General features: G+C 66.1%; 17 protein-coding genes. 13 read left to right on the forward strand and 4 right to left on the reverse strand.

Features of this window, described 5'->3' with window-relative positions:
• Positions 1-3: 3 nt before the first annotated feature.
• Both CH306_RS04905 and CH306_RS04910 read right to left on the reverse strand, forming a co-directional pair.
• Entirely contained in the window at positions 4-1,932 is a 1,929-nt protein-coding gene (locus tag CH306_RS04905) for an Hsp70 family protein (protein WP_094645863.1), read from the reverse strand.
• 174 nt (positions 1,933-2,106) lie between these two features.
• Positions 2,107-3,498 (reverse strand): rod shape-determining protein, encoded by a 1,392-nt coding sequence (locus CH306_RS04910; RefSeq protein ID WP_143545439.1) that lies wholly within the window; start codon positions 3,496-3,498, stop codon positions 2,107-2,109.
• A gap of 268 nt (positions 3,499-3,766) precedes the next feature.
• Between CH306_RS04910 and CH306_RS04915 the strand changes: the two genes are divergently transcribed.
• The 12 genes from CH306_RS04915 (at position 3,767) to CH306_RS04970 (ending at position 18,184) form a co-directional block, all read left to right on the forward strand.
• A complete protein-coding gene (locus tag CH306_RS04915; RefSeq protein WP_032396368.1) occupies positions 3,767-4,024 on the forward strand; it encodes an acyl carrier protein in 258 nt (85 codons plus the stop codon).
• Between the two features lie 4 nt (positions 4,025-4,028).
• Entirely contained in the window at positions 4,029-5,183 is a 1,155-nt protein-coding gene (locus tag CH306_RS04920) for an acyl-CoA dehydrogenase family protein (RefSeq protein WP_032396093.1), read from the forward strand.
• On the forward strand, positions 5,183-6,130 hold the full coding sequence (locus tag CH306_RS04925; RefSeq protein ID WP_094645865.1) for an amino acid--[acyl-carrier-protein] ligase: 948 nt from the start codon (positions 5,183-5,185) through the stop codon (positions 6,128-6,130). Before CH306_RS04920 ends, CH306_RS04925 begins: the two co-directional genes overlap by 1 nt.
• Before the next feature lie 43 nt (positions 6,131-6,173).
• Positions 6,174-7,946, forward strand: coding sequence for a hypothetical protein (locus CH306_RS04930; RefSeq protein ID WP_256981038.1), 1,773 nt, complete (start codon positions 6,174-6,176; stop codon positions 7,944-7,946).
• Complete coding sequence (locus tag CH306_RS04935; protein WP_179273007.1) at positions 7,943-9,625, forward strand: lipopolysaccharide biosynthesis protein; 1,683 nt, start codon at positions 7,943-7,945, stop codon at positions 9,623-9,625. The genes CH306_RS04930 and CH306_RS04935 overlap by 4 nt, the downstream gene beginning before the upstream one ends.
• The gene (locus CH306_RS04940; protein ID WP_094645866.1) at positions 9,622-10,902 is read left to right on the forward strand and encodes a hypothetical protein; all 1,281 of its coding nucleotides are present in this window, start codon (positions 9,622-9,624) and stop codon (positions 10,900-10,902) included. The genes CH306_RS04935 and CH306_RS04940 overlap by 4 nt, the downstream gene beginning before the upstream one ends.
• Complete coding sequence (locus CH306_RS04945) at positions 10,899-11,603, forward strand: DUF998 domain-containing protein (protein WP_052683804.1); 705 nt, start codon at positions 10,899-10,901, stop codon at positions 11,601-11,603. Before CH306_RS04940 ends, CH306_RS04945 begins: the two co-directional genes overlap by 4 nt.
• On the forward strand, positions 11,600-12,586 hold the full coding sequence (locus CH306_RS04950; RefSeq protein ID WP_256981039.1) for a glycoside hydrolase family 16 protein: 987 nt from the start codon (positions 11,600-11,602) through the stop codon (positions 12,584-12,586). The genes CH306_RS04945 and CH306_RS04950 overlap by 4 nt, the downstream gene beginning before the upstream one ends.
• 48 nt (positions 12,587-12,634) lie before the next feature.
• Positions 12,635-13,921, forward strand: coding sequence for a glycosyltransferase family 2 protein (locus CH306_RS04955; protein ID WP_256981040.1), 1,287 nt, complete (start codon positions 12,635-12,637; stop codon positions 13,919-13,921).
• Entirely contained in the window at positions 13,902-16,154 is a 2,253-nt protein-coding gene (locus tag CH306_RS04960; protein ID WP_094645868.1) for a hypothetical protein, read from the forward strand. The genes CH306_RS04955 and CH306_RS04960 overlap by 20 nt, the downstream gene beginning before the upstream one ends.
• A gap of 213 nt (positions 16,155-16,367) precedes the next feature.
• The gene (locus CH306_RS04965; protein ID WP_082073801.1) at positions 16,368-17,225 is read left to right on the forward strand and encodes a glycosyltransferase family 2 protein; all 858 of its coding nucleotides are present in this window, start codon (positions 16,368-16,370) and stop codon (positions 17,223-17,225) included.
• Entirely contained in the window at positions 17,222-18,184 is a 963-nt protein-coding gene (locus CH306_RS04970) for a glycosyltransferase family 2 protein (protein ID WP_032396099.1), read from the forward strand. The genes CH306_RS04965 and CH306_RS04970 overlap by 4 nt, the downstream gene beginning before the upstream one ends.
• Positions 18,185-18,226: 42 nt before the next feature.
• Here CH306_RS04970 and CH306_RS04975 read toward each other — a convergent pair whose 3' ends face one another.
• Both CH306_RS04975 and CH306_RS04980 read right to left on the reverse strand, forming a co-directional pair.
• Positions 18,227-20,647, reverse strand: a complete 2,421-nt coding sequence (locus tag CH306_RS04975) for a glycoside hydrolase family 2 protein (protein WP_094645869.1) — start codon at positions 20,645-20,647, stop codon at positions 18,227-18,229.
• Entirely contained in the window at positions 20,644-21,648 is a 1,005-nt protein-coding gene (locus tag CH306_RS04980; RefSeq protein ID WP_094630274.1) for a DUF1839 family protein, read from the reverse strand. The genes CH306_RS04975 and CH306_RS04980 overlap by 4 nt, the downstream gene beginning before the upstream one ends.
• 357 nt (positions 21,649-22,005) lie before the next feature.
• Here CH306_RS04980 and CH306_RS04985 point away from each other — a divergent pair, with 357 nt between their 5' ends.
• Complete coding sequence (locus tag CH306_RS04985) at positions 22,006-22,944, forward strand: endonuclease/exonuclease/phosphatase family protein (protein WP_094645870.1); 939 nt, start codon at positions 22,006-22,008, stop codon at positions 22,942-22,944.
• The last annotated feature ends 13 nt before the right edge of the window (positions 22,945-22,957 follow it).

Genomic DNA, 22,957 nt, shown 5'->3' on the forward strand with positions numbered 1-22,957 from the left:
CGATCAGGGAGCGGGAGGAGCGACCGGCGGGAACACCGGCAACGTGAAGTCCGGGAAACCAGGGATCAGCGGCGGCGGCTGCTGCGTCGTCGTCGGAGGAACGGACTCGACGGGCGGCGGCGGTGCGGGCTCGGACGTGGTCGTCGTCGGCTCCGGCGTCCACGGCTCCTGGTAGACCTCGGTCTCCGGCGGCACCGTGGTCGGTGCGACGGTGGTCTCCGGTGCGGGCGGCGGCAACACCGGAGCCGGCGCCACGGACGTGGGCACCGTCGTGGTGACCGCCGGCACCTCGGCCTGGGTGCGACTGACCGAGGTGTCGACCACCTGCGGTGTGTTCTGTTGAGTGAGCATGAACGCGGAGACGCCCACCACCGACGCAAGACCCAGCGCGAGAACACCTCCGGTGCGAAGCCTGCGCCGAGCCCGGGTGCGATCGTCCTCGCCATCGTCGTCGTCGTAATCGGCGTCGAGCCAGTAGACGTTCTTCAGTTGGAACGGAACCGGCTTGCCGTCGTCGGTTGCCTCGGACTGGGCAACAGAGCCCTCGGCAGACGAATCCCCCGTGTTCGTACTCAACGCAACGACCTCCCCGTCGACCCGCGCCCCCTGCACGTGGTCGTCGAGAACATCTTCCACTACCGGTGTCGTGTCCGAAACCGTTTCGACTGCACCGGACTCCGACGAGTCGGTGAATCTCGAGGACGCGAAACCCTCCACCGTTTCGATCGGCTCGGCCGGGACCTCGGACACCGGGATATCGGACACCGGGACATCGGACACCGTGTCCTGAGACTTCGAGCCCTCGCCGATCGGTGCCGCCGCGATCCAGGGACGGGCGGGGACGGGACGCGCTGCAGTGGGCCCTGGCGCTGGTGCGGCCGGCGCGGCGTGCTGGGAATCGGCGCGAGCCGGAACCGGCCGGACCGGAGCGGGAAGCGGAGGTGGCACCGGAGCAGGTTCCGCGCGTACCTGCGACGTGGGTGCGATCGGTGCGGCGGACTCCACCGGCCTACGAGCGTCCGGCGATCGTCGGGTTCCGGTTCGCGTGCGCGAATGCGGCCGTGCCGTCAGTGCGGCCCCACGTGCCGCGACGGTCTCGGGCTCGGTCGGCACGATCGACGGCAGTTCGAGCAGCGGTCCGACGCGTTGCTGCACGATCGGCATGCGTGCGCCGCCACCGATCAGCACGACGGCGTCGATGGGAACGTTGGCCCCGATCATCACCTCGCGAGCGAACTCGATGGCCTCGTCGAGCAGGTCGGTGATGAGCAGCTCGAAGTTCTCACGAGAGAGCAGGATCATCCCGCTCGCATCGGGCAGGCACACCGCGTCCTGGGTGGACAGGCGTTCCTTGGCGATTCGGCAGCGCTTCTCGAACAGCGCCATGTCCGGGTCGGTCGACTGCTTGCCGAGGCGTTGGAGCTGATTGTTGCGGACGTAGGCGTCGATCAGATCTCCGCTGTACTCACCGGATCGCTGCGAGGCGACGACGGTGCGCTGAACCAGGTCCACGACGCTGACGGTCAGTCCGGAACTTCCGAGGTCGAACAGGGCCACGGAACTGCAGTTGCGGGCTTCACCGGTCGCCGCCAGGTACTCGACGACAGCTTCCACCTCGTGGACCAGGTGATAGTTGTGCAGGTGCGCACCGCTGAGGGCAGCATGCAGGGCGTCGGCCTGACGGGGGTCGCGGTAGGCCACGCCGGTGGCGAGTTCGGGCTCGGTTTCGGCTGCCGCACCGATCGATTCGGCGGCCAGATGCGGAAGGTCTCCGCCGACGCTGTCGATGAGTTCGTTGCGGAAGAACAGCGGCCGGTCGATGTCGCTGACCAGGCCGGAAGGATCGGCGACCGGTGCCCCGAACTGCTCGGCTCGGGGCTGCGCCGTGCGCACGGCTCGGGTCCCCATGGACACCCCAAGCAGCACAGTCACGCGTCAGGCCTCACTTCGATCGACAATGTTTCTCGGACGCGGTACACCCCGTCCAGAGCGCCAGGCTACCGCTTCGGACGAATCGGCGGGGCGCGCGCCCCGGTGGGCTGCGCACCCGCGCGTGACGGAACCGGTCGCGTTCCCCGAGCGGCCCGCGCGAACGAGACCCCCGGTCTATTCCGGCAGCTCCGGATCGACGACCGGTTGGTACCTCTCGCCGTCGTAGCTGAAGGCACGCTCGTACAAGTCCGCGTCGGACAGTCGAGCGGGCCCGAGGACAGGCAACTCGACGGGGCCCGGCGCAGCCTCGTCGACAGGACCCGCGGCGGCGGAAAGGGCCGCGGCGAACGTGGAATCGAAGGGAATCTGCTGGTCGATCAGCGGGGTGGGTGGCGGCGTGTTTCCTCGGGTGAACACCAGTCCCACCACCGCGACGATCAGCACGCTCACAGCGGCGAGTACGGACGCGTCACGAATCGACCAGGTGCGGCGGCCGCGGCGTACCGGCTCGGCAACGACGCCGGGCTCGGGTACAGCCGGTTCCGACACCTCGGGCTGGAGGGGTACGGGTTCGAGAAGGTCGGTCTCGAAGGTGGTCGACGGGATCGTCAGGTCCTCGGTCGCGAGTTGGTCGACGGTCAGGCCGTCGACCATCCACTCCTCGACGGGGTCGAGCACGAAGGTGTCCGGTGCATCGAGGGTGTCGGGAGCGGCGAGCGCCTCGGGTGCGTCGAGCAGCTCCGACGCATCGTCCGGGACAGTGATTGTTCCCACATCGGCGTCGAGCGAGGCTCGGGCGGGTCGTTCGTCGAGTGCCGCGCCTTTGGCGACGGCCATCGCAGGGGCGTCGGGCACGTGGACCGGGACGTTCCACTTGTCTTCGATGATGGTGCGCACTGCGGGAATGGCTGCACCGCCGCCGATCAGCAGTACCGCGTCGGGTGCCTGCTTGGAGGCCCAGTCCAAGGCGTCGGAGACGAGCGGAGTGATCTCTCGCTCGAACTCCTTTCGGCTGAGCAACATCGGGCCGCGGTTGGGAGCCCTGACGCCCACCGACGAGCTCACCAGTTCCTTCAGTTCCCGGAAGAAGGCCTGGTACTCCTGGTCGCCCTCGGGTCCGACCGGAGCCGGCAGAATTCCCTTCGCCATCACGATGCCTCGGACCACTTCGTCGAAGCGGTCGCCGCTGATGTCGACGGTGCGTGCGGTCCACTCGACGTACTCACCTGCGACGTCGAGTGCGGTGGCCGAGAGTCCCTTCTTGCCCAGGTCGACGACCAGGACATAGTCCTTGTCGGCCAGTTCCGGAACGGTGCGGGCGTAGGCGAGAAGGGCGCGGGACTCCTCGACCATGCGGGCTTTCGGCACGGTGCCGTCGCCGAGGGTCTCCAGCAGAGCCGTCACGGCTGCGGTGTCCCACCCGGCGAGCACGATGTCCTCGAACGGTCCGAGGTCGACGAGCTTGCCCGGCAGCAGGTCGTGTGCGCCCTCTGCGTCGATGGAGTCCTCGACGCGGCGGCCGTCGGCGATGTACGCGATGCGCACGGCACCGGTACCCACTGACACCCCGCACACGCCACCCATAGACCAGACAGTCCTTCGCAGATTGTGTTTCGACGCCCGATCGGGCGTCCGTACGAGCCCCCGCTCCACTCGAAGTGTACGGCGGTCCTCGAACCCGATGCGGGCATCCCGGTAACGCTACTAAACAATCTACGATATTGTTTGGAGGGGTCTGGGGAGACTTTGGGTCGAAAAGGCGCACAGCCAGCCGACCCTGAGTCGACGACGAGGCCGTCCGGTCTCGTGGTTAACGCGATCGGTGGAGGTTTCGATGCAGACGCTCAATGCTCACGACGTGGTTCGAGTGCGAACCGTTCTGGAGAAATTCGGAAAACTGCCGGTCCCCGTGGAGGGCATCGACGAGGCTGCCGATCTCTACGACAGCGGCCTCACCTCGCATGCCAGCGTCAACGTGATGATCGCGCTCGAGGACGAATTCGACGTCGAATTCCCCGACACGATGCTGCAGAAGTCGACGTTCGGCAGCATCAACGCGATCGCCGCGGCCATCGCCCAGCTGACGGACTGAGGCCATGACCACCGTCTACGAGAGCTCGATCGACCAGTCGATCACCGACGTGCTGGCCGTACTGCGGACCTATGCCGACGAGGTCGACCGCGATGCCCGTTTTCCCACCGAATCGGTGGATGCGCTGCGCGACGCCGGCTTGCTCGGGGTCGGAATTCCGCGGGAGTTCGGCGGAGGCGGGGCAACACTGACCGACATAGCGCGGATCTCGCGTGCTCTCGGTGCCGAGTGCGCATCGACGGCGATGATCTTCGTGATGCACCAGTCGCAGGTGCTCAGCATCGTCCGCCACGGCAAGTCCGACGCGATGGCAGACCTGCAGCGTCGCATCGTGACCGATCGCATACTGGTGGCGTCTGCCACCACCGAGATCAACATCGGCGGCGACGTTCGCTCGAGCAGCTGTGCGGTGGAGTACGACGGCGAGCAGATCACGCTCAGCAAGAACGCACCGGTCATCTCCTACGGCGAGTACGCACAGATCGTGTTGGCGACGGCGCGGCGCAGCGTGGACAGCCCGCCGAGCGATCAGGTGCTCGTGGTGTGCGAGAAGCCCGACGTGACGCTGGTCAAGACCGGCACCTGGGACACCCTCGGCTTCCGTGGCACCTGCAGTCCCGGCTTCATGCTGGAGGCACGCACGACGACGTCGAACATCCTCGGCGACAACTACGGCGACATCTCCGCTCAGACCATGCTCCCGGTGGCGCACGTGCTGTGGGGATCCGCGTGGCTCGGTATCGCCGATGCCGCGGTCACCAAGGCCCGTAAGTCGGTGCAGAAGGCCGCGCGCAAAACTCCGGGAACGCCGCCGCCGAGCGCGCTGCGTCTCGCGGAGCTGATGGTGGTGCACGAGCAGTTGGTGGACACGGTGTTCGGTGCCGCAGCCAAGTTCGAGGCGATCGCCGACAGTCCCGCGGAGCTCGGAGCCATCGGTTTCGCGCTCAAGATCAACAACGTCAAGGTCACCGCGTCCTCGCTCGTCATCGACATCGTCGGCAAGGCTCTGCAGATCTGTGGCATCTCCGGCTACCGACAGGGCGGCGAGATGAGCATCGGCCGTCATCTTCGTGATGCACACGGGTCCGCGATCATGGTCAGCAACGAACGCATTCTGGGTCACAACGCTCAGCTCTCCCTCGTCTACAAGGGCAAGTGATGACTACCACGCATTCCGCACCGGAGACAGAGATCAGCGAACTCGACTCCGCCCGAGCAGCTTTCCGCGCCGAGCTCATCGACGCCGGCTTGTTGGTACCCAGTTCGATTCCCGGGTTGTACGGGCGCAGTGGCGAATTCGAGGACATCATCGAGTTCGTCGACGCCAGAGTCACCGCGGCCGGGGTCGCCGAACACGGCCGTCAGGCCACCAGGTTTCGATTCGCTCCGGTCTTTCCGCGAGAAGCGTTCGAGCGCACCGACTACATCGCGTCGTTCCCCAACCTCACCGGTGCGATCAACACGTTCGAGGGCGACAACAAGGCCCACGCGGAATTGTTGGCCGAGCGGTCCGACGGCAAGGACTGGGATCACTTCCTCCAGTCCGCGGGCACCATGCTGGTCTCGGCTGCGTGCCACCCGTCGTACTCGATGCTCACCGGCACGCTGCCCGACGAGGGCACGCTGATGGACATCTACGGCTACTGCTTCCGGCACGAACCCGCGGTGGATCCGGCTCGGATGCAGGCATTTCGGATGCACGAGTTCGTCCGAGTCGGCACTCCCGACGAAGCAGTGGCACACCGCGAACGCTGGGTACCGCGCGGTCTCCAGGTGCTGGCGGATCTGGGACTGGAAGCCGAGGCGGTCATCGCCAACGATCCCTTCTTCGGTCGCGCCGGACGCATGCTCGCGGCGAACCAGCGCAACGAGAACCTCAAGACCGAACTGGTCGTCAAGCTCTACGGAGATCTCGACGAGGGCACCGCGGTCGTCTCGTGCAACTGCCACCGTGATCACTTCGGGCACACCTTCGGCATCGAGACCGTCGACGGTGAACCCGCCCACAGCGCGTGCGTCGGTTTCGGCATGGAACGCATCGCACTGGCGATGCTCCGCACCCACGGACTCGATCGATCGGGCTGGCCTGCCGCACTGCGCAACTGATCGTTCCCGCTTCACCCGTGTACGTACACGAAGGACCAAATCTGTGAACAGCTCCCGCACCGCTCCTCGGCGCATCGGCTCAGTTCCCGCCGAGTCCTCTCCACGTACGGCGGGCGGCAAGTACCCGACGTGGTTCGGCCCGTCCGATTCGCCGCTGTTCGGTGCCGTCCACGTGCCGTCCGGCGGCCGGGCACGCGGCGGCGTCGTCCTGTGCCCGCCGCTCGGCAAGGAGCAGGTCGATTCGTATCGCGGTATGACCCTGCTTGCGCAGAAGCTCTGTGAGCAGGGCCTTCTGGTGCTGCGGTTCGACTACCGCGGCACCGGCGATTCGTGGGGTGATCAGGATCAGCCAGGCGCGGTCGAGCACTGGCGGCGGAGCATCGTCGAGGCCGTCGACTACGTTCGAGGTTGCGGGGTGAGCGAGGTCGGCCTCGTCGGTCTGCGCGTCGGTGCCTTGTTGGCGTGTTCGGTCGCCGCGGAGTGCGGGCCACTGACCGCGTTGACGCTGTGGGATCCCGTCGTCAAAGGGCGGTCGTATCTGCACGAGCAGCGCGCGCTGTATTCGGTGAGCGTCACCACCGACTCCGACACCGATCCCAGGGTGTCGATCATCGGCGCTGTGCTGCATCCCGATTCGGCAGCGGACTTCTCCGCACTGGACGCCGCGAAGACGAGCACCGACGCGCCGGTGCTCGTCGCCACCCGCGCCGAGCGAGGCGATACGAAGCCGGTACGCAAGCTGGTCGAGACTCTCGCGGCTCAGGAACACACGTTGACCGCTCACGACGACTTTCTCGAGCCGAGCGATTTCGAGGTCATCATCCCGACGGCCGACATCGCCTACCTCGCGACGTGGACGGCATCGAGATTTCCGGTCGAGCGCGCACGAGGGATCGAGCTGCAGCATCGCTCGACGTCCGTGGTCGACGGAATCCACGAGAACATCGAATACCTGGGCGCACAGCAGCTTTTCGCGATTCGGTCCACCTCGGATCGATGCCGCGCAGGCGGACCGACCGTGGTGCTGTACCCCACTGCCAACGAGCACCGCGTCGGCCCGGTCCGCATGTGGGTGGAGCTGGCGCGGCTGCTGCCCCGCTTCGGAGTCTCCACGGTGCGTTTCGATCGACGCGGCACCGGCGAGAGCGGAATCGTGTCCGATGGGGAGTTGACCCGGCTCTACAGCGACGAAGGCAACGAGGACGCGCTCACCGCTGTCCGGCAGTCGGGGACCACTCCTGACAACGTCATGGTCGCCGGAATGTGCTCGGGCTCATGGTATTCCAGCTTCGCCGCCAGGGAACTGGGGGTTCGGGCCGCAGTGCTGCTCAACACCCTGGACTGGACCACTCGTCGTCTCGAATTCGTCAAGCGTTCCTCGATGCACATCGAGGAAACGGGACTGAAGGCGCGCGCACTCGACCGTCTCCACCACTGGGGTGTGCGGACCAAGAATGCACTGCAGCCGCGGATTCCGTACGCGCTGTGGATCTGGCTCGGACGGCGCGGATTGATCCAGGTTCCCGAGATCTCGTTGCGCATTCTCAGCGACCGTCAGGTGCAGACGCGGGTTCTGCTCTCCCCCAGCGACACCACCTGGTTCGAGACCAATCGGGGCCCGGAGGGAATGCGCCGACTTCAGCGTCGATCGTCGGTACCCACTGTCACCTCCTTCGACTCCGGTGATCACTCGCTCTACGGTCGCGATCTGCGCGAGAACGTACGAGCCGAACTGGTGACGGCCGCCTCTGCTGCCTTCGACGTCGAGATCGCCGCCCCGTCGCCGCCCGTGCCGGTGGGGAAGGTTCGATTGTGAAGCACCGCGCTCCCAGGATCCTGCCGCCCAAGCACGAACAGCTCGAACAACTTCGGTGGTATCCGGTCGAACCGGCTCGGTTCGACCTGGGTCTGATGAACAGCCCGACGATGCCGGTGCCGACCGTACCTCGGCACGATGCCGTGCACTCGGTCGACGTTTCCCCGATCGCCGACGTCGTCGAACGACCGCAACCCGACAGCGGACCGGGCTCGAAGGCCTCCGATCGCAATCTCGCGCTCAATTCGATGGCCCTGATGCTCTCGACGGCCATCACCGGCGCTCTCGGCCTGCTGTTCTGGGCCGCAGCCGGTCGGCTGTATCCCGTTGCCGAAGTGGGCAGCGCGTCGGCCGTCATCACCTCGGCGGTGATGCTCTCGACGCTGTCCAATCTGAGCCTCGGTTCGATGTACGAGCGATTCCTGCCGATCTCGGGTCGGTTGGCCAAGTCGTTCATCGTGCGTGGCTACCTCACTGTCACGGCATTCGCGTTCCTGCTCGGCGGCGGCTTCCTGCTGGTTGCGCCGGTGGACGAGATGTTCACCAGTACTGCCGAGATCGTGTCGTTCCCGTTCTTCGTCGCGGTGCTCGCAGTGTTCGCGCTGCAGGATCAGACCTCATCCGGCCTGGGCGTCGCACGTTGGGCGGCCGCCAAGAACGTCTTCCACGCCGTCGCCAAGTTCGTGCTGCTGTTGGCCCTCTTCGCGACCGAGCGCAGTACCTCGATCATTTCCGCCTGGGCGGTCCCCGCCGTCGTGGCGTCGATCTTCGTCCTGCGCGCGATCATGAAGAACGTCCGGACCGAACAGCGGTACGCCGGCAAGCCGGACCTTCCGCCAAGGCGCGAGATGTGGGCCTACTTCGGCTCGGCATACGGCATCACCGCTCTCGGCTCGCTCGCTCCGCTGCTCGTGCCGATGATCGTCGTTGCCACCCTCGGCGCCGAGGAGAACGCGTACTTCTCCCTCACCTGGTCGATCGTCAGCGCCCTCTACATCCTGATCAGCGTTCTGATCGGACCGTACGTGGCCGAGGTGGCGGCACACCCCGCGCAGTTCCACCGCCTGACCAAGCGGTTCATGACGCTCGTGTGCATCGTCGCACTGGGCGGGTCGATCTTTCTCGCGTTCATCGCGCCGTTCGGCCTCGGATTGATCGGCCAGGGCTACCGCGATCAGGGCACCATCATCGTGCAGCTGGCCGCGCTGACCATCCCACTGTCGGTCGTCGGTTCGCTGTACGACGGTCTGGCCCGCGTCCGTCGACGCATGCGACTGGCCGTGATCGTGCAGGTGGTGGCCACCTCGATCATCATCGGCGGCTCGGTGGCACTGTCGTCGTCGATGGGCATCGCTGCCGTCGGCTGGGCGTACCTCGCCGCCGAGGCGTTCGGTGCCGTCGTCCTGATCGTGCCGCTCGTTCGCTGGATTCGTGAACTGTCCGCAGGCAGCAACGGCGAGTCCGGTGAGAACCCGGGTCCGTCGGACTCCCCCGGACCTCGCGGGCCGATCGACGATCACGACGCCGGATCGCCTCGATCGCGTCACCGACAACCCCGAGACGGTGGACCTCGGCACCGTGAACCGCATCCACGTGAGCGCCAGGACGGTCCACCGCCGCTCGACGATCCGTCACCGCGCCGTATTCCGGTCCATGCTCAACACAGGACGGCACCATGACTCAGACCTATCGCGCCAGCTCGTTGGACATGCTGCGGTCCGATTCGCGCATCGTGACCGTCCTGGGACCGGCGGACTTCGGCGATCTCGCCCGGGTGCAGAGCCGCGTACTCGCACTGGCCTCGATCGGTCCTGCCACACGGCTGGGCCTGCGCGCCGATCAGTCCTCGGCGGGCTGGGTCTACGAACCGGAGCGGGTGCTCGAGCACATCGCCGATGGACCGGCCGTGGGTCACGAGCAACTGGCCAAGGAACTCACCGAGTTCTCGCACGCGTCCACGCCCGGAATTCCTCTTCGGATGCGTCTGGCCGGTCGCTACCTGTTCCTCGATCTCAATCACGGTCTCGGCGACGCTCTGTTGCCGGTCGACCTGTTCGCGTACCTGGCCGACGCGCGTCCGGATGCACCGCTTCCGGCGTGGGCCTACCGTGCCGTCGACGGCCATCCTCTTCGAAAGGCCCTCCTGCGCTGGGTCGTTCGCAATCCCAGGAAAGTCGTCGACACGATCTACGACCGCGTACGCCCCGGCTCGAACCCCGAGTCCGCCACCTCGGCCGCCGCACCCGACACCCCGTCGCCGACGGCATTTCGGCCGTGGGCACCCTCGGCCGCGGTGGCCACCGCGGTGACCCGGCTCGGTACCACCGACGCAATCCGGCGGTGGCGGGAATCCCATCTGCCCGGCGCGAGCGTCAGCGCGGTGATGTGCGCTGCGGTGGCCTCGGCGTTCGCCCGCACGTCGTTCCCTCTCGATCGTTCTGCTGCCTTCCTGTTCGACTGCAGGCGATACCTTCCGCCGTCGTCCGTGGTGCTCGGCAACTTCGCGGCCGGGATCGGCTTCACCGACATCGATCCCACCTCGGCCGGGGACGTGAACGACGCACTGGCCGGTGCCATCGCCAAGGGCCGTCCCATCGCGTCGGCGACGATCAGCACCATCAAGTACAAGCGAGAGCACCGGGCCGTCTCCGGTGTGTTCGACGACCGCGTACCGGTCCGGCCCAAGGTCAAGCTCATGTACTCCGATGTCGGTAGAGTCAGGCAGCTGGAGCCGGTCTCCTGGTTGGCCGAGCCCGCCGACCGCGCCTTCTTCGTGATCGCCGATCCGGGTCGACCGGAGTCGGTGATGATCACGATGGAGACCATCGGTTCGGTCGTCTTCGTCTCGGCGTCGTTCCACGACAATGTTTTCGACAGCCACACCGTGCAGGCCGCACTCGATCTCGTAGCGGCAGACCCCCTCGCATTGCTCGCCCCTCAGGAGAAGACCGCATGACCACCGAAGCGAAACGCCCCACGAAACCCGATGCGAACCGGCCGACGTCGAACACCGTCGCGCCCGCGCGCTCGAGTTTCGTCGCCCATGTCGCGCGGTGGGCCGGCCTGTCGGTGGTGCAGTTCGTCCTCGTCGAGTACATCGTCTCGGCCACGTGGCGCGGGCTCTACAGCTACCGGAACAACTACATCAGCGAGCTCGGCATCCCGTTCTGCGGGCCCACCGGCAACTGGCCGTGCAGCGAGCTCTACGTTCTGCTCAACGCGTCGATGGTGCTGTTCGGCGTGGCGATCGCGGCCGTGGGCGGATCCTGGTACATCGTCCGCCGAATCGACGGCAGAGCCGCCTCGTTCTTCGTCGTCGCAGGTGCCGGTGCCATCACCGCAGGCGTCGTCAACCAGGGCGTGAACTACCCGATCCACTCGTTCGGGGCCACCGTGTTCTTCGTGTTCGGAAACTTCGGCCTCGTCATCGCGGGCGGGCACGGAAGCCTGCGACGCCCCATCCGCGTCGTGGTCACCGCGCTCGGAGCCGTCGGGCTGGCCGGCTACTTCGCCTACATGAGCGGTCACGAGTTCGGACTCGGTATCGGCTCCATGGAACGTATCGCCACCTATGCGCTCCTCGTGGGCATAGTCGTACTGTCGGTGTCGCAGTTCAAGGCGACGCGGGTACCGAAGACCGGCGACGAGACCACGTGAGTCGTCACGCCGCATCCAGCCGAGAGTCCGGCGCGGGGACCGTCGAGGTTTCGCGGCTTCCCGGAACCGGACTCATCGTCGAGCCTCCCCGACGGCGGTGGCCGTCCGTTCTGGCGTTCCTGATCGTGCTCGGTCTGGTCGTGGCAGGCACGGTGTACGGGCTTTCTCACCGCTCGGACGGAGCCGACATCGATCCCGACTCCACCGCTGGAGGCACCATCGACGCGAGTTCCACGACGTCGGCGTCCAACACTGCCGCCGCCAAGCCCGGATTCACCGTCTACGACGACTTCTCGGGGACGGCCGGCGACGCCGTGTCGGACGACCGCTGGAGTCACGACGTGGGCCAGACCGGTTGGGGCAACAACGAAAAGCAGAATTACACCGATTCGACCGAGAACTCGTCTCTCGACGGTGACGGCCACATGGTCGTCAACGCGATGCGCAACGGTGACGGGTACACCTCGGCCCGGGTGACCACCAAGGACAAGTTCGAGTTCACCTACGGCCGCGTCGAGGCTCGGATCAAGATGCCGGCCGGAGCCGGACTGCATCCGGCTTTCTGGATGCTCGGTACCGACCTGGACTCCGTCGGCTGGCCGCTGTCCGGCGAGATCGACATCATGGAGACGCTGAACCAGGCCGACCAGTACCACACCGGAATCCATGCCCCCCAACCCGATTCGTTGACGAGCCAGAAAGTTGACGCGGGCGGCATTCCGCCGGAGCCGCTGTCCGAGAACTTCCACACCTACTGGGTCGAGCGGTCGCCGGGTCGCGTGACCACCGGTATCGACGGCACCACCTTGGCCACCGTCACTCCGGACGACCTGATCGGCGGCGACGATTACTGGGTCTTCGACAAGCCGTTCTTCCTGCTGTTCAACGTCGCGGTCGCCGGCGACTGGCCAGGTCCCACCGACAACTCCACGCCGTTCCCGGCGACGATGTCGGTCGACTGGGTGCGGTATCGCACCGACTGAGACCGAGCTGCACTTGCCCGTACGTGTCACCCCGAAAGGACCATCCCCGTGTTACCTCCCGCGCTCCCCAGACACCAGGCTCCCGAATGGGACGGTGCCGTGTGGATCGGTGACATCGACCTGGAGCAGGATCTTCCGGAGTTTCTCACCCTCGACGATTCCGACGGTTACCGCCGTGCCCGACTGTTGATCCGACGCGGACTCGACCCGCTGGGCTTCGTCGAACTCGATGTCGTCGACGGCGCGGTCGCGGCACACGACGTTCGACGGGCTGCGATGTCGCTCGCGCAGGTTCCGATGCCCGACGCGCTGCCCGACCCCGATGGGACGCTGCCGCCGATCACCGTGGTGATCTGCACCCGCGACCGAGTCGAGCACTTGAAGGGCGCGCTGGCGTCGGTGTCCGCTCTGGACTACCCCGACTTCGAGGTGGTCGTTGTCGACAACGCGTCTCCGACCGATGCCACGCAGCAGTACGTTCGCGGGCTGGGCGACCCCCGCGTTCGCGTCGTGTCCGAGCCGACGGCGGGACTGTCGAGGGCAAGGAACACGGGTTTGCGGGCGGCCCGACACGACATCGTCGCCTTCACCGACGACGACGTCGCCGTGGATGCGAGGTGGTTGCGGAGCATCGCGCGCGGTTTCGGGCGGGCCGATCGGGTGACGTGCGTGTCCGGCATCGTGCCCAGTGGCGAGATCCGAACTCAGGCGCAGGCGTACTTCGATCGCCGCGTCGGGTGGGCGAGTTCGGTGACTCCTCGGGTCTACGACCTGAAGAATCCGCCGGCCGACGTGCCGCTGTTTCCGTTCCAGGTCGGGATGTACGGGACCGGAGCCAATTTCGCCGTCGACCGCGGACGGATGTTCGACCTGGGAGGATTCGACGAGGCGTTGGGAGTGGGATCTCCGACCAACGGCGGTGAGGACCTCGACATGTTCTTCCGAGTGCTGATGGCCGGCGACAAGCTGGTCTACGAGCCCGCCGCCATCGTGTGGCACCGTCATCGCGCCGATTCGGAGGCGTTGGCGGTACAGGCCCGCGGATACGGGCTCGGACTCGGCGCGTGGCTGTACACGGTCGCCACCGACCGCAGATCGGCAATGTTGGCCGCCACGGTGGCCGTCCGCCGACTCGGCAGCGCGATTCGGTTGTCCGCCAAGATGAGCAAGGTCGCCTCCCCTCCCGACGATCTCGCTGCCGACCTTCCCGACGGCATCGGCCGGATGGAACTGCTGTCCATCGCCAAAGGCCCCGCGGCCATCCGGCGCAGCAGGCGCGAAGGTCGCGAACGAACTCCTCTGGCGGGGGTGAACCGTGACCCAGTCCTCGACTGATTCCGGATACCGGTCCATCGCGGATCTGCGGCACAAGCTGTTCGTTCCGTCCGATTGGACCGTCGACTGGCCCGTCGGCACCACCGACTCCGCTGCAGGAACACGGCGGCGCGCAGGTAGCCGACTGCGCTACGCCGACATCAGCGTTCTCGCCGCGCTGTCCGGTCTGACCTCCATGATCGCGCTGCCGACACTGGTTCGCGTCGTGCTTCTGACGGTCCTGCTGTTCTTCGGACCCGGGGCCGCGATCCTGTCCTGGGTCCGTATTCCTCGCACCGCGGTTCCTGCTGCCCTGCCGATTCTGAGCATCTCGGTGGTGACCCTGATGGTGTCGGCGGCGATGTGGGGCTACCGCTGGTCGCCCCGGATGTGGACGTTGTGGCTGTGTCTGGCCCTGATCGGGTCGTCGCTGCTCTGGTACCGCAAGCACGGCCGTCCCGACCTGCCGGTGTGGATCTCGCGGGCACGTGAGGTCGTCGCTCCGTCGTCGCGAGCGTCCGCCCTCGCCCACGTGCGGTTCGTGCTGACCGATCGCGAGACGTTGCGACGCAACGTCGCCGGCCTGATTCTGGCGTTGGCGTTCTTCCTGTGGCTGCCGCTGTTGCCGGGTCTCGAGCGCGCGACGTACTCGCAGTTCGGGCTGTTGACCGCCGGAACCGGCCCCGGACTGGTGCTGTGCATGGTCCTGGTCATGGCGGCGTTCCTGATCGCGTTGCAGCGTCATCAGCTTCGCACCATGGTGGTCGCCATCGGCCTGGCCATCGTGGTGCAGCGATTCACCGTCACGCTCGTCACGTCCGCTCCGATCTACGACTGGACGTACAAGCACGTCGCCGTCACGGAGTTCGTTCTGGATCTGAACCGACTGGCACCGAGCGGCGTCGACATCTACAGCGAGTGGCCCAGCTTCTTCCTCGTCTCGGCCTGGTTCCAGCACGTCACCGGATACGACACGCTGTCCCTGGCGCACGTGTTCGCGCCGATGATCCACGTGGTGCTCGCGGCGGCCGTGTACGGCCTCGCACGGGTCATGAAGTTCGACAAGCGCGCAGCGATCACGGCGGCGATGCTCGCCGAGGTCATCAACTGGGTTGGCCAGGACTACTACTCACCGCAGGCGTGGGCGCTACTGCTCGCCGTGGGCTTCCTGGCGCTGTTGATGTCCTCGACGCTCACCAGGTCCGCGGCGTACGTGTCCATTGTTCCGTTCGCGGCACTGGTCCCCACGCACCAACTGACCCCGTACTGGCTGATGGCCGTCACCGGCGTGCTGCTGGTGACGCGACGAGCCAAGCCGTGGTGGTTGATGATTCCGCTCGGCATCATCCTGCTGGGATACCTGTATCCGCGACTGCCGATCGTGGCACCGTACGGACTCTTCCAGGGGTTCGATCCCGTGCAGAACGCCGCGAGCAACGTCGAGGCGGAGGGTGTGCTCGGCAAACAGATCACGTCTCTGGTCTGCCGCGCACTCTCCGGTGGGGTGTTCGTGCTGGCGTTCGCCTCGGCCGTCTACGCCTGGCGCACCAAGAAGACGTTCTGGGCTCCGATGGTGATGGCGTTCGGCTCGATCATGCTCCTCGCCGGCCAGAGCTACGGCGGTGAGGCGATCTTCCGGGTGTACCTCTATGCGATTCCCGGTTGCGTGCTCCTGATCGTTCCCCTGTTCCTGGCGCTGTTCGATCGGACGCCGTCCCAGGATCGCCCGTCCCGGGCCCGCAGGCTGACGGCCAGGACCTCGGTTGCGGTCGCCACTGCCGGGGCCATCGGGTCCGCTGTACTGGGCTTGCAGAGCTACTTCGGCCTGTGGCCGATCGTCCTCGAGAATCGCGAACAGATCGACGACGCAAGAGCGGTGGCCGCGCAGTCGCCGAACGGAACCGCGATCACGATGCTGTACTCCTCGGGCTACCCGGCCCGGTCGACGTCGGACTACGGACGACTGACCGCGGCCAACGAATACTGGGACGTCCCGCTCTACGCGCTCGGCCCCGAGTACATGGAGGGCTTCCCGACGCCCGAGAAGCTCGGCCAGATCGACTACAACGCGTCGATCAGCGACACACCTACCTACATGGTGCTGACTCGTCAGTCGCTCGAGGCGATGCAGTACTACGGTTTCGTCGCCGACGATGCGGTCGCCCGTTTCCGGCAGTGGCTCGCCACCAATTCGGCGTGGTCGGTGCGGTATCAGGACGCCGACACGATCGTCTATCAGTACCGATCTCGTTGATTCGGTTCACAAACTATGACGTGAATCTCCAAACAATCTTCCAGTTGGTTTGTTTGCAGCTTGACAAACCAGCAGCTTCTTTTAAGCTTGCTTTCAGTCAAAGGAAACAGTTCTTACGCTTCAGAACGAACGTCAAGGCACTGTCTGTGGATGCGGCGGGGGTCGATTCACGGAGCTCGGAGACATCTGCCCATCGCACTCGACCCATGTGGAATGGATATGTTGAATCGTCAGAATCCCCGCGTCAGTGTCGTCATCCCGACGCTCAACGAGGCCGCGAACCTTCGTCACGTCCTCCCCCTGCTCTCTCACGACTACGAGCTCGTGCTGGTCGACGGTGGATCCGTCGACGGCACCATCGACGCGGCACGCGAGATTCGCGGTGACATTCGCATCATCAAGCAGACCCGCAAGGGCAAGGGCAACGCGCTCGCATGCGGCTTCGAGGCCGCTACCGGTGACATCATCGTCATGTTCGACGCCGACGGTTCCGCCGATGCCGCCGAGATCCCGCGCTTCGTCGACGCCCTGATCGCCGGTGCCGACTTCGCCAAGGGCAGCCGGTTCTGCGAGGGTGGCGGGAGCCACGACATCACGCCGCTGCGCCGCGCGGGCAACGGTGGCCTGCACCTGGTGGCCAACACGCTCTTCGGAACTCGCTTCTCGGATCTCTGCTACGGCTACAACGCTTTCTGGCGCGATCTGGTGCCGGTCCTCGACCTGCCCGTCGTCGATCAGCCGGGTGCCGAGGGCATGATGCTCTGGGGCGACGGTTTCGAGATCGAGACCATCATCAACTGCCGCTTCGCCGAGGCGTCCGTGCGCATCGAGGAAGTGCCGAGCGTCGAACTGGCCCGCATCTACGGCCAGAGCAATCTGCGCACGTTCTCGGACGGCTTCCGGGTGTTGCGCACCCTGATGACCGAACGCATGCGTGCCCGCAGGATCAAGCGCAGGTCCATCGTGCGCCCGTTGCGCGAGTCGATCGACGCCCGTACCGACATGGACCTCGAGTTCGAGGCTCTGGAGTCGTACAACGAGGTTCTCGAACTCCGCGAGAAGACGGCGTGAGTCTGCCGACTTCCTCGGTAGTCATCTGCGCGTACACGTTGGCTCGATGGTCCGAGCTCCGGGCCGCCGTGACGGCCGTCCTCGACCAGGACGTGCCTGCCGACGAACTGATCGTCGTCATTGATCACAATGCGCAACTGGCCGAACGCGCACGCGACGAGTTCTCGCCGCTGCACCGGAGCGTGAACGTGGTGGAGAACAACCACCCTCGCGGCCTCTCCGGAGCGCGCAACACCTCGCTCGATATCGCGACCGGTGAGATTGTCGTCTTTCTGGACGACGACGCCTCACCGCGCACCACAGAGTGGCTCGGAGCCATTCTGTCCCATTACTCGGACGATGCCGTGTACGCCGTTGGGGGCTCTGCATACCCGGTATGGCCGGACAAGCGTCCGGCCTTCTTACCGGCCGAGGTAGTGGGTGAACCCGGCGAACTCGATTGGGTCGTCGGGTGCACCTACCGCGGGCAGCCGACGGAAACCGCTCAGGTCCGCAATCTCATGGGCGCGAACATGTCGTTCCGCCGTGAGCCCGTCGTTGCACTCGGCGGATTCGTCTCCGGCATCGGCCGGATCGGACGTGTCCCCCTCGGCTGCGAGGAGACGGAGTTGTGCATCCGTCTGCGCCAGACGCATCCGGACGCCCAGATCGTGTTCGATCCTTCCATCGTCGTCGATCACACGGTCAGTGCCGACCGCACTCGTCCGCGCTACCTCATCACGCGCAGCTACGCCGAGGGCGTGTCCAAGGCCGCCATCGCCCGGTTGATCGGGGCCGAGGACGCACTGTCCTCGGAGCGGGCGTACACCGCCAAGATTCTGCCTCGTGCGGTCGGCCGGGAGACCAGCGCCGCTGCGCGCGGCAACCCGGCACGCGCATGGGGTGCGATGGCCGTGGTGGCAAGTGTCGGTGCAGCCGGAATCGGCTATGCCCGAGGCAGACTCAGCACGAGCCGCTAGCAGCACGTGCACAGAACTTCGTAGCCCACTACGAATTTCTGCTCACGACCTCGGTGCCACCGAGGCCCGCTCCACCGAGTTGAGCGCGCGCACATGTCCGCGCGGTGCACTCGCGCCACGACCGACGAGAGTCAGGGTACGAGGTTCGTTCGGTGCCAGGTGGAACCACGAGTCCGACACCTCGAAGCCGTCGATGTCGACGCAGACGTACTGCGCCGGCCAGTCGGCTCGGACGGTCAGTTCCCAGTTCCCCGAGATCGTTTCGACGACACTGGCGACCAATCCCACCGTGTTCTGCCGACTCTGCGCGCCGACGAGCGCGGTGGTTCGCGCCACCTCCACACCATTGTCGTCCGAGAACACGACCGTGACGGCGGAGTAGGTTCGACTGCCGAAGCGGTAGGCATGGTTGGCGTCGGTGAAGGTACCGACGATCGAATCCACCGTCAGTGCGACGGATCCGTTCGCCGGGGCGTGCACCGCACGTTCGTACTCGTGGCTGCCGCGGCAGGCGTGCAACACCACTCGGATACTGCCCGAGCGTGCCGGCCCGTCGTTGACCAGTTCCACCGAATAGCCGTCGAGTCCGTTGTCGGACAACAGCAATGCCACCGGGGCGCTTGCCCGCGCCAATGCGTAGAAGGGAGCCTTGGGCACACCGGCGGTGTCGACGATGCCCCAGCCTGCGCCGGGGACGGTGTCTCGTAGCGTCAGCACGAGGGCTCCGGCGCACCCCGAGGATGCTCGACGCCAATGGCCGAACGCTTCGGTGAAGGCTTCGACGATCGCCGCTCTGCCGTAATCGAGGTACAGCTCTGCGTCGTCCCGCCGGATCAGGTGCGGGTCGACGCCGAAGATCGTGCGTACGTAGTGATCTCGCACGTCCTCGAAATCCCAGGACGAGCCGCGGTCACGGGGGACGGCGGCCTTCCAGTCCGGGTGGTGACCGGCGACGGCCGCGGACCCGAAGAATTTCTCCACCTGCGCCCGCTCCGGGGGGACTGCGAAGGCCAGGCATTCTGCCGCGAAACGCACGCCGGCAGTGCGGATATCGGACCGTGGCCGGAGGTATCCGCCCACGCCGAAGTAGTGCGCGATGCCGTCGCCCACGTGTGTGTGCAGTTCTCCGCTCACGCTGGACGGGCTCGATGTCACGTACGCGACTCCGGGTAGGCGATCGGCGAGAAAATCGGGAACGACGCTGTCCAGCATCGTCATTCGCTGATCATCGGCCGCGAGTCCCACCATCGTGGGTTGCTGCTGGGTCTCGCTTCCGCCACTGACGACCATCAGGGCAGGGTTGGCCGAGACGGTGTCGGCGAACGCGTCGAGCTCGCGGGTTACCGCTGCGGTGTAGGCGTCGTCGGTGGGCGGGTCGATGGTGCCGAACATGACGTCCTGCCACACCATGATGCCCAGTTCCGCACACAGGGACCAGAATTCGGGCTGCTCGTACACCAGGGTGCCGACGATGCGCACCATGTTCAGGCCCGCCGATCGGAGCTGCTCGAGTGCCGCCCGCAGTTCGGGCTCAGGCGACCACAACCGCACCGGGTCAAGCGGGGTCCACGTTCCTCCGCGACAGAAGACGTTCTCACCGTTGACCGTCAGGATTGCGCCGCCGGCCGTGCGGTCCAGGTCGACCGTACGAAACCCGACGACACCCATGGGATGCACGACGCCGTCCACCTCGAGCGCGACGCGATAGGTCCGCGGTCGGCCGTGAGTGTGGGGCCACCAGAGTTCGACGTCGGGTAGCGTCACCGACCGGTCGATGTGCTCGACGGTTCCGAGTTCGACCGTGTGAACTCCGGACACGGTGTCGTCGATCATGATTCGAGCCGCCCCTGGAGCATCGAGCTCGGCGCGCAGTGTGACGATGCCGTCCGTACCCGATACCGCCGTCGACAGGGCGACACGACGAACGTCGGGAATCACCGACATCGACACCGGGCGCCACGGTCCGACCGGCACCGGAAGGGGCCCGTACACGGGTGCGCGTCCGAGCATCGTCGTCCGCTCGTGCCTCAGCCCCTGCGCGGCGATCATCGACGATCGCCACCGACCGCGTGCGCGTCGAGACTTCAGATGCGCACTCAGCGATTCGATGTGGACGGCGATGGCGACGGTGTCACCGCAGTCCGTCAGATCGAGAGTCTCGGGAACGAACATCGACGTCACGGTTCGGCGATGGACGCCGTCGATCCAGATCTGGGCACGGGTTGCGATGCCACCGAAACTCGTTCGCACCCGGCGATGGTCACCGGTGGGGACATCGGCGACGAACCACCAGTCGTGATCGTCCGGATTCACTGCCGGTGAGCTTCCGAGCGCGGTGGCAACCGTGCCCGGCACCACCGCGTCGATCCAGTCGAGATCGTCTCGTAGGTCGCGGGGGTCGAGAACGGAACCGGCGTCGGTTCGGGCCAGACGCCACCGAACGCCGTCGAGCAGATCGATCACGTGCCCAATGCACCCGCAACGATGTCCATGGCCGCCATCCAGTTCTTGCTCATCTCGATCAGCGGCTCGTCGAGCACCACGTCCCGGCCACGTGCTGCGCGTGCCATCCGGAACTGAACGGCCTTGGCACCGGAGGCGGCGGCGAGAAAGTGCGGAGCGGCAACGGCGGCGCCCGCCACGCCTCGGCCTTCGAGGTAGTGCACATAGTTCGCGGCGAGTTCTGCCGTTGCGCCGAACTGCCGGAGCAGGCCGAACGACCACAGATGGAAGGCGTCGGGGCCGGCGGTCTGCACGAGCGGGATGTCGGCGATGATTCGGCGGGCCAGCGCATCGACCGGGTTACCAGGAGCGCGGCGCGCCAGGTGTGCGCGAGCGACATCGAGGTCACGGTCACCGAAACCGGCGTCGAGAACCGTGGCGTCCACTTTGATCTGCTCGACGTACGGCAGCAGCACCTCGGCGTGCGGTTCCGGAGCGAGATTGAAGATGCCGTCGAAATCGGCCCCGGTGAGCTCGAAGTAGCCGCGATTGTGGAAGTACCCCATCACCTTGGCGTCGCGATCGACGAGGTTGGGCACGATGGTGGTCTTGGTGTGCTGATTGCGGTAGCTGGTCCCCGCGGTGTCGGGCAGCCAGAAGCCGTCGACCTCCACGGTGACGTGGATGCCGTCTTCCAGGCCTTCGACGACGTGCTCGAGCACCGGGCGCCACACGTTCATCTCGGCGACACCGATGCCGTACAGGGTGCGTAGGTCCTCGGGCGCGATCTTCACGAAGTCCCACTGTCGCCCGTCGCATCCGGCGCTCAGCACGAAAGCGAGAGCGGGGGTCGGATCGGCACCGAACGAATGCAGAACTTCGATCCACAGGTCGACGTAACAGTTGGTTTCGGTCCAGATGCGGTCGTGATTGTGTATCGGGTGCGGTCGGTAACTGATGGGGTCGAGTTCCAGGACTCGAAGGCTGGTCCCGAGCCTGTCCAGCACTGCATCGTTCGACATGAAGCCTCTCCTACCGGATCGAATGTCGGACGGTCCCCGAGCCGCATTTGTCCGTATTGCCTGTATCCAGGCCCCTAATCCTAACGAATCGGTTTGTTCTTCGCACTCGATCGGACGGTAGGATTGTTTTTGCCCGGACGAACTACCTGCGCGGCCACCACCTCGACAACAGTGATTCCTGCCCCCGATACCGGGGGCAATCACAGAGCGAGCAGTCGGTTCCGCGCCGGTAATGCTGGTGCGCAGCTTGTTCGTGATGGCACTTACACAATGGCTCTGAGCTGGGCACATGCCGAGTGTAGACAACACCTGACACATCCACGCCCAACTCGGGTTCCATGAGGAGGCACACGCGCGATGCGCCGTTTTGCAACCAGCGCAGCGCTGGTCATCGGCTGGGCTCTGCTCGCAGCCGTAGTCGGAATGTTCCTCGTTCGCCAGATAGGTGTGACGGAGATCACTTTCGTTGCCTTCGTCGTCGGCGCTCCGTATCTCGGTATCGCCTCGATCGTCGCCGTGCTGTTGTTCGCCGCGGCGCGCTCGCGTATCGGATCGGCCGTCGCAGTACTGGTGACCATCGCGGTGGTCGGGGTTCAGGTGCCGATGTTCCTCGCGGACGGCCCGGACAACACCGGACCGGAACTGTCGGTCTTGACGATCAACGTGGCGCACGGTGACGCCGACGCCGCGTCCATCGTCGACGCGGTGCGCAACAACGATGTCGACATTCTCGCTGTCCAGGAACTGACCCCGGAAGAGGTCACCGATTTACAGGCCGCGGGCATCGACGACCTTCTGCCGTTCTCCTTCACCGCTGCGCTCCCGGTCGCCGATGGCACCGGACTGTGGAGCCGCACCCCGCTGACCGACGGCACCCGCCTCGACAACTTCGGATTCGTACCGGTGCAGGCGAGAACCACCGTCGACGGGCAGGAGCTGACCGTCGTGTCCTTCCACGCCATGTCTCCTGCCACACTGCGCCACACCACCGAGTGGGATGCCGACCTGGCCCGGATGCGGTCGATCATGGACACCTACCAGGGCACTGTGCTGGTCGCCGGCGATTTCAACGCCACCAACGACCACCGGCAGTTCCGCACACTGGCATCGTCCCCGTTCTCCGACGCGGCAGACGGGGCGGGTGCCGGCCTGTTCCGCACGTTCCCGTCGGAGCGTCCGCTCGCGCGCCTGGACCATGTGGTGACGAGTGAGAACGTCCGCGCCCGGTCGGTCGAGCCGTTGGCGATCCCGGACAGCGATCACCTGGCCGTTCTCGCGGAGTTGCAGCTGCCCTGAACTGGGCGGCCGC

Origin of the sequence: Rhodococcus sp. 15-725-2-2b, from assembly GCF_002259075.1 — a bacterium.
GTDB lineage: Bacteria > Actinomycetota > Actinomycetes > Mycobacteriales > Mycobacteriaceae > Rhodococcoides.

Coding starts and splice junctions, on each gene's coding strand:
- CH306_RS04915 (WP_032396368.1), top strand. CDS start 3,767: ATGCAGACGCTCAATGCTCACGACGTGGTTCGAGTGCGAACCGTTCTG.
- CH306_RS04920 (WP_032396093.1), top strand. CDS start 4,029: ATGACCACCGTCTACGAGAGCTCGATCGACCAGTCGATCACCGACGTG.
- CH306_RS04925 (WP_094645865.1), top strand. CDS start 5,183: ATGACTACCACGCATTCCGCACCGGAGACAGAGATCAGCGAACTCGAC.
- CH306_RS04940 (WP_094645866.1), top strand. CDS start 9,622: ATGACTCAGACCTATCGCGCCAGCTCGTTGGACATGCTGCGGTCCGAT.
- CH306_RS04945 (WP_052683804.1), top strand. CDS start 10,899: ATGACCACCGAAGCGAAACGCCCCACGAAACCCGATGCGAACCGGCCG.
- CH306_RS04965 (WP_082073801.1), top strand. CDS start 16,368: ATGGATATGTTGAATCGTCAGAATCCCCGCGTCAGTGTCGTCATCCCG.
- CH306_RS04980 (WP_094630274.1), bottom strand. CDS start 21,648: ATGTCGAACGATGCAGTGCTGGACAGGCTCGGGACCAGCCTTCGAGTC.
- CH306_RS04985 (WP_094645870.1), top strand. CDS start 22,006: ATGCGCCGTTTTGCAACCAGCGCAGCGCTGGTCATCGGCTGGGCTCTG.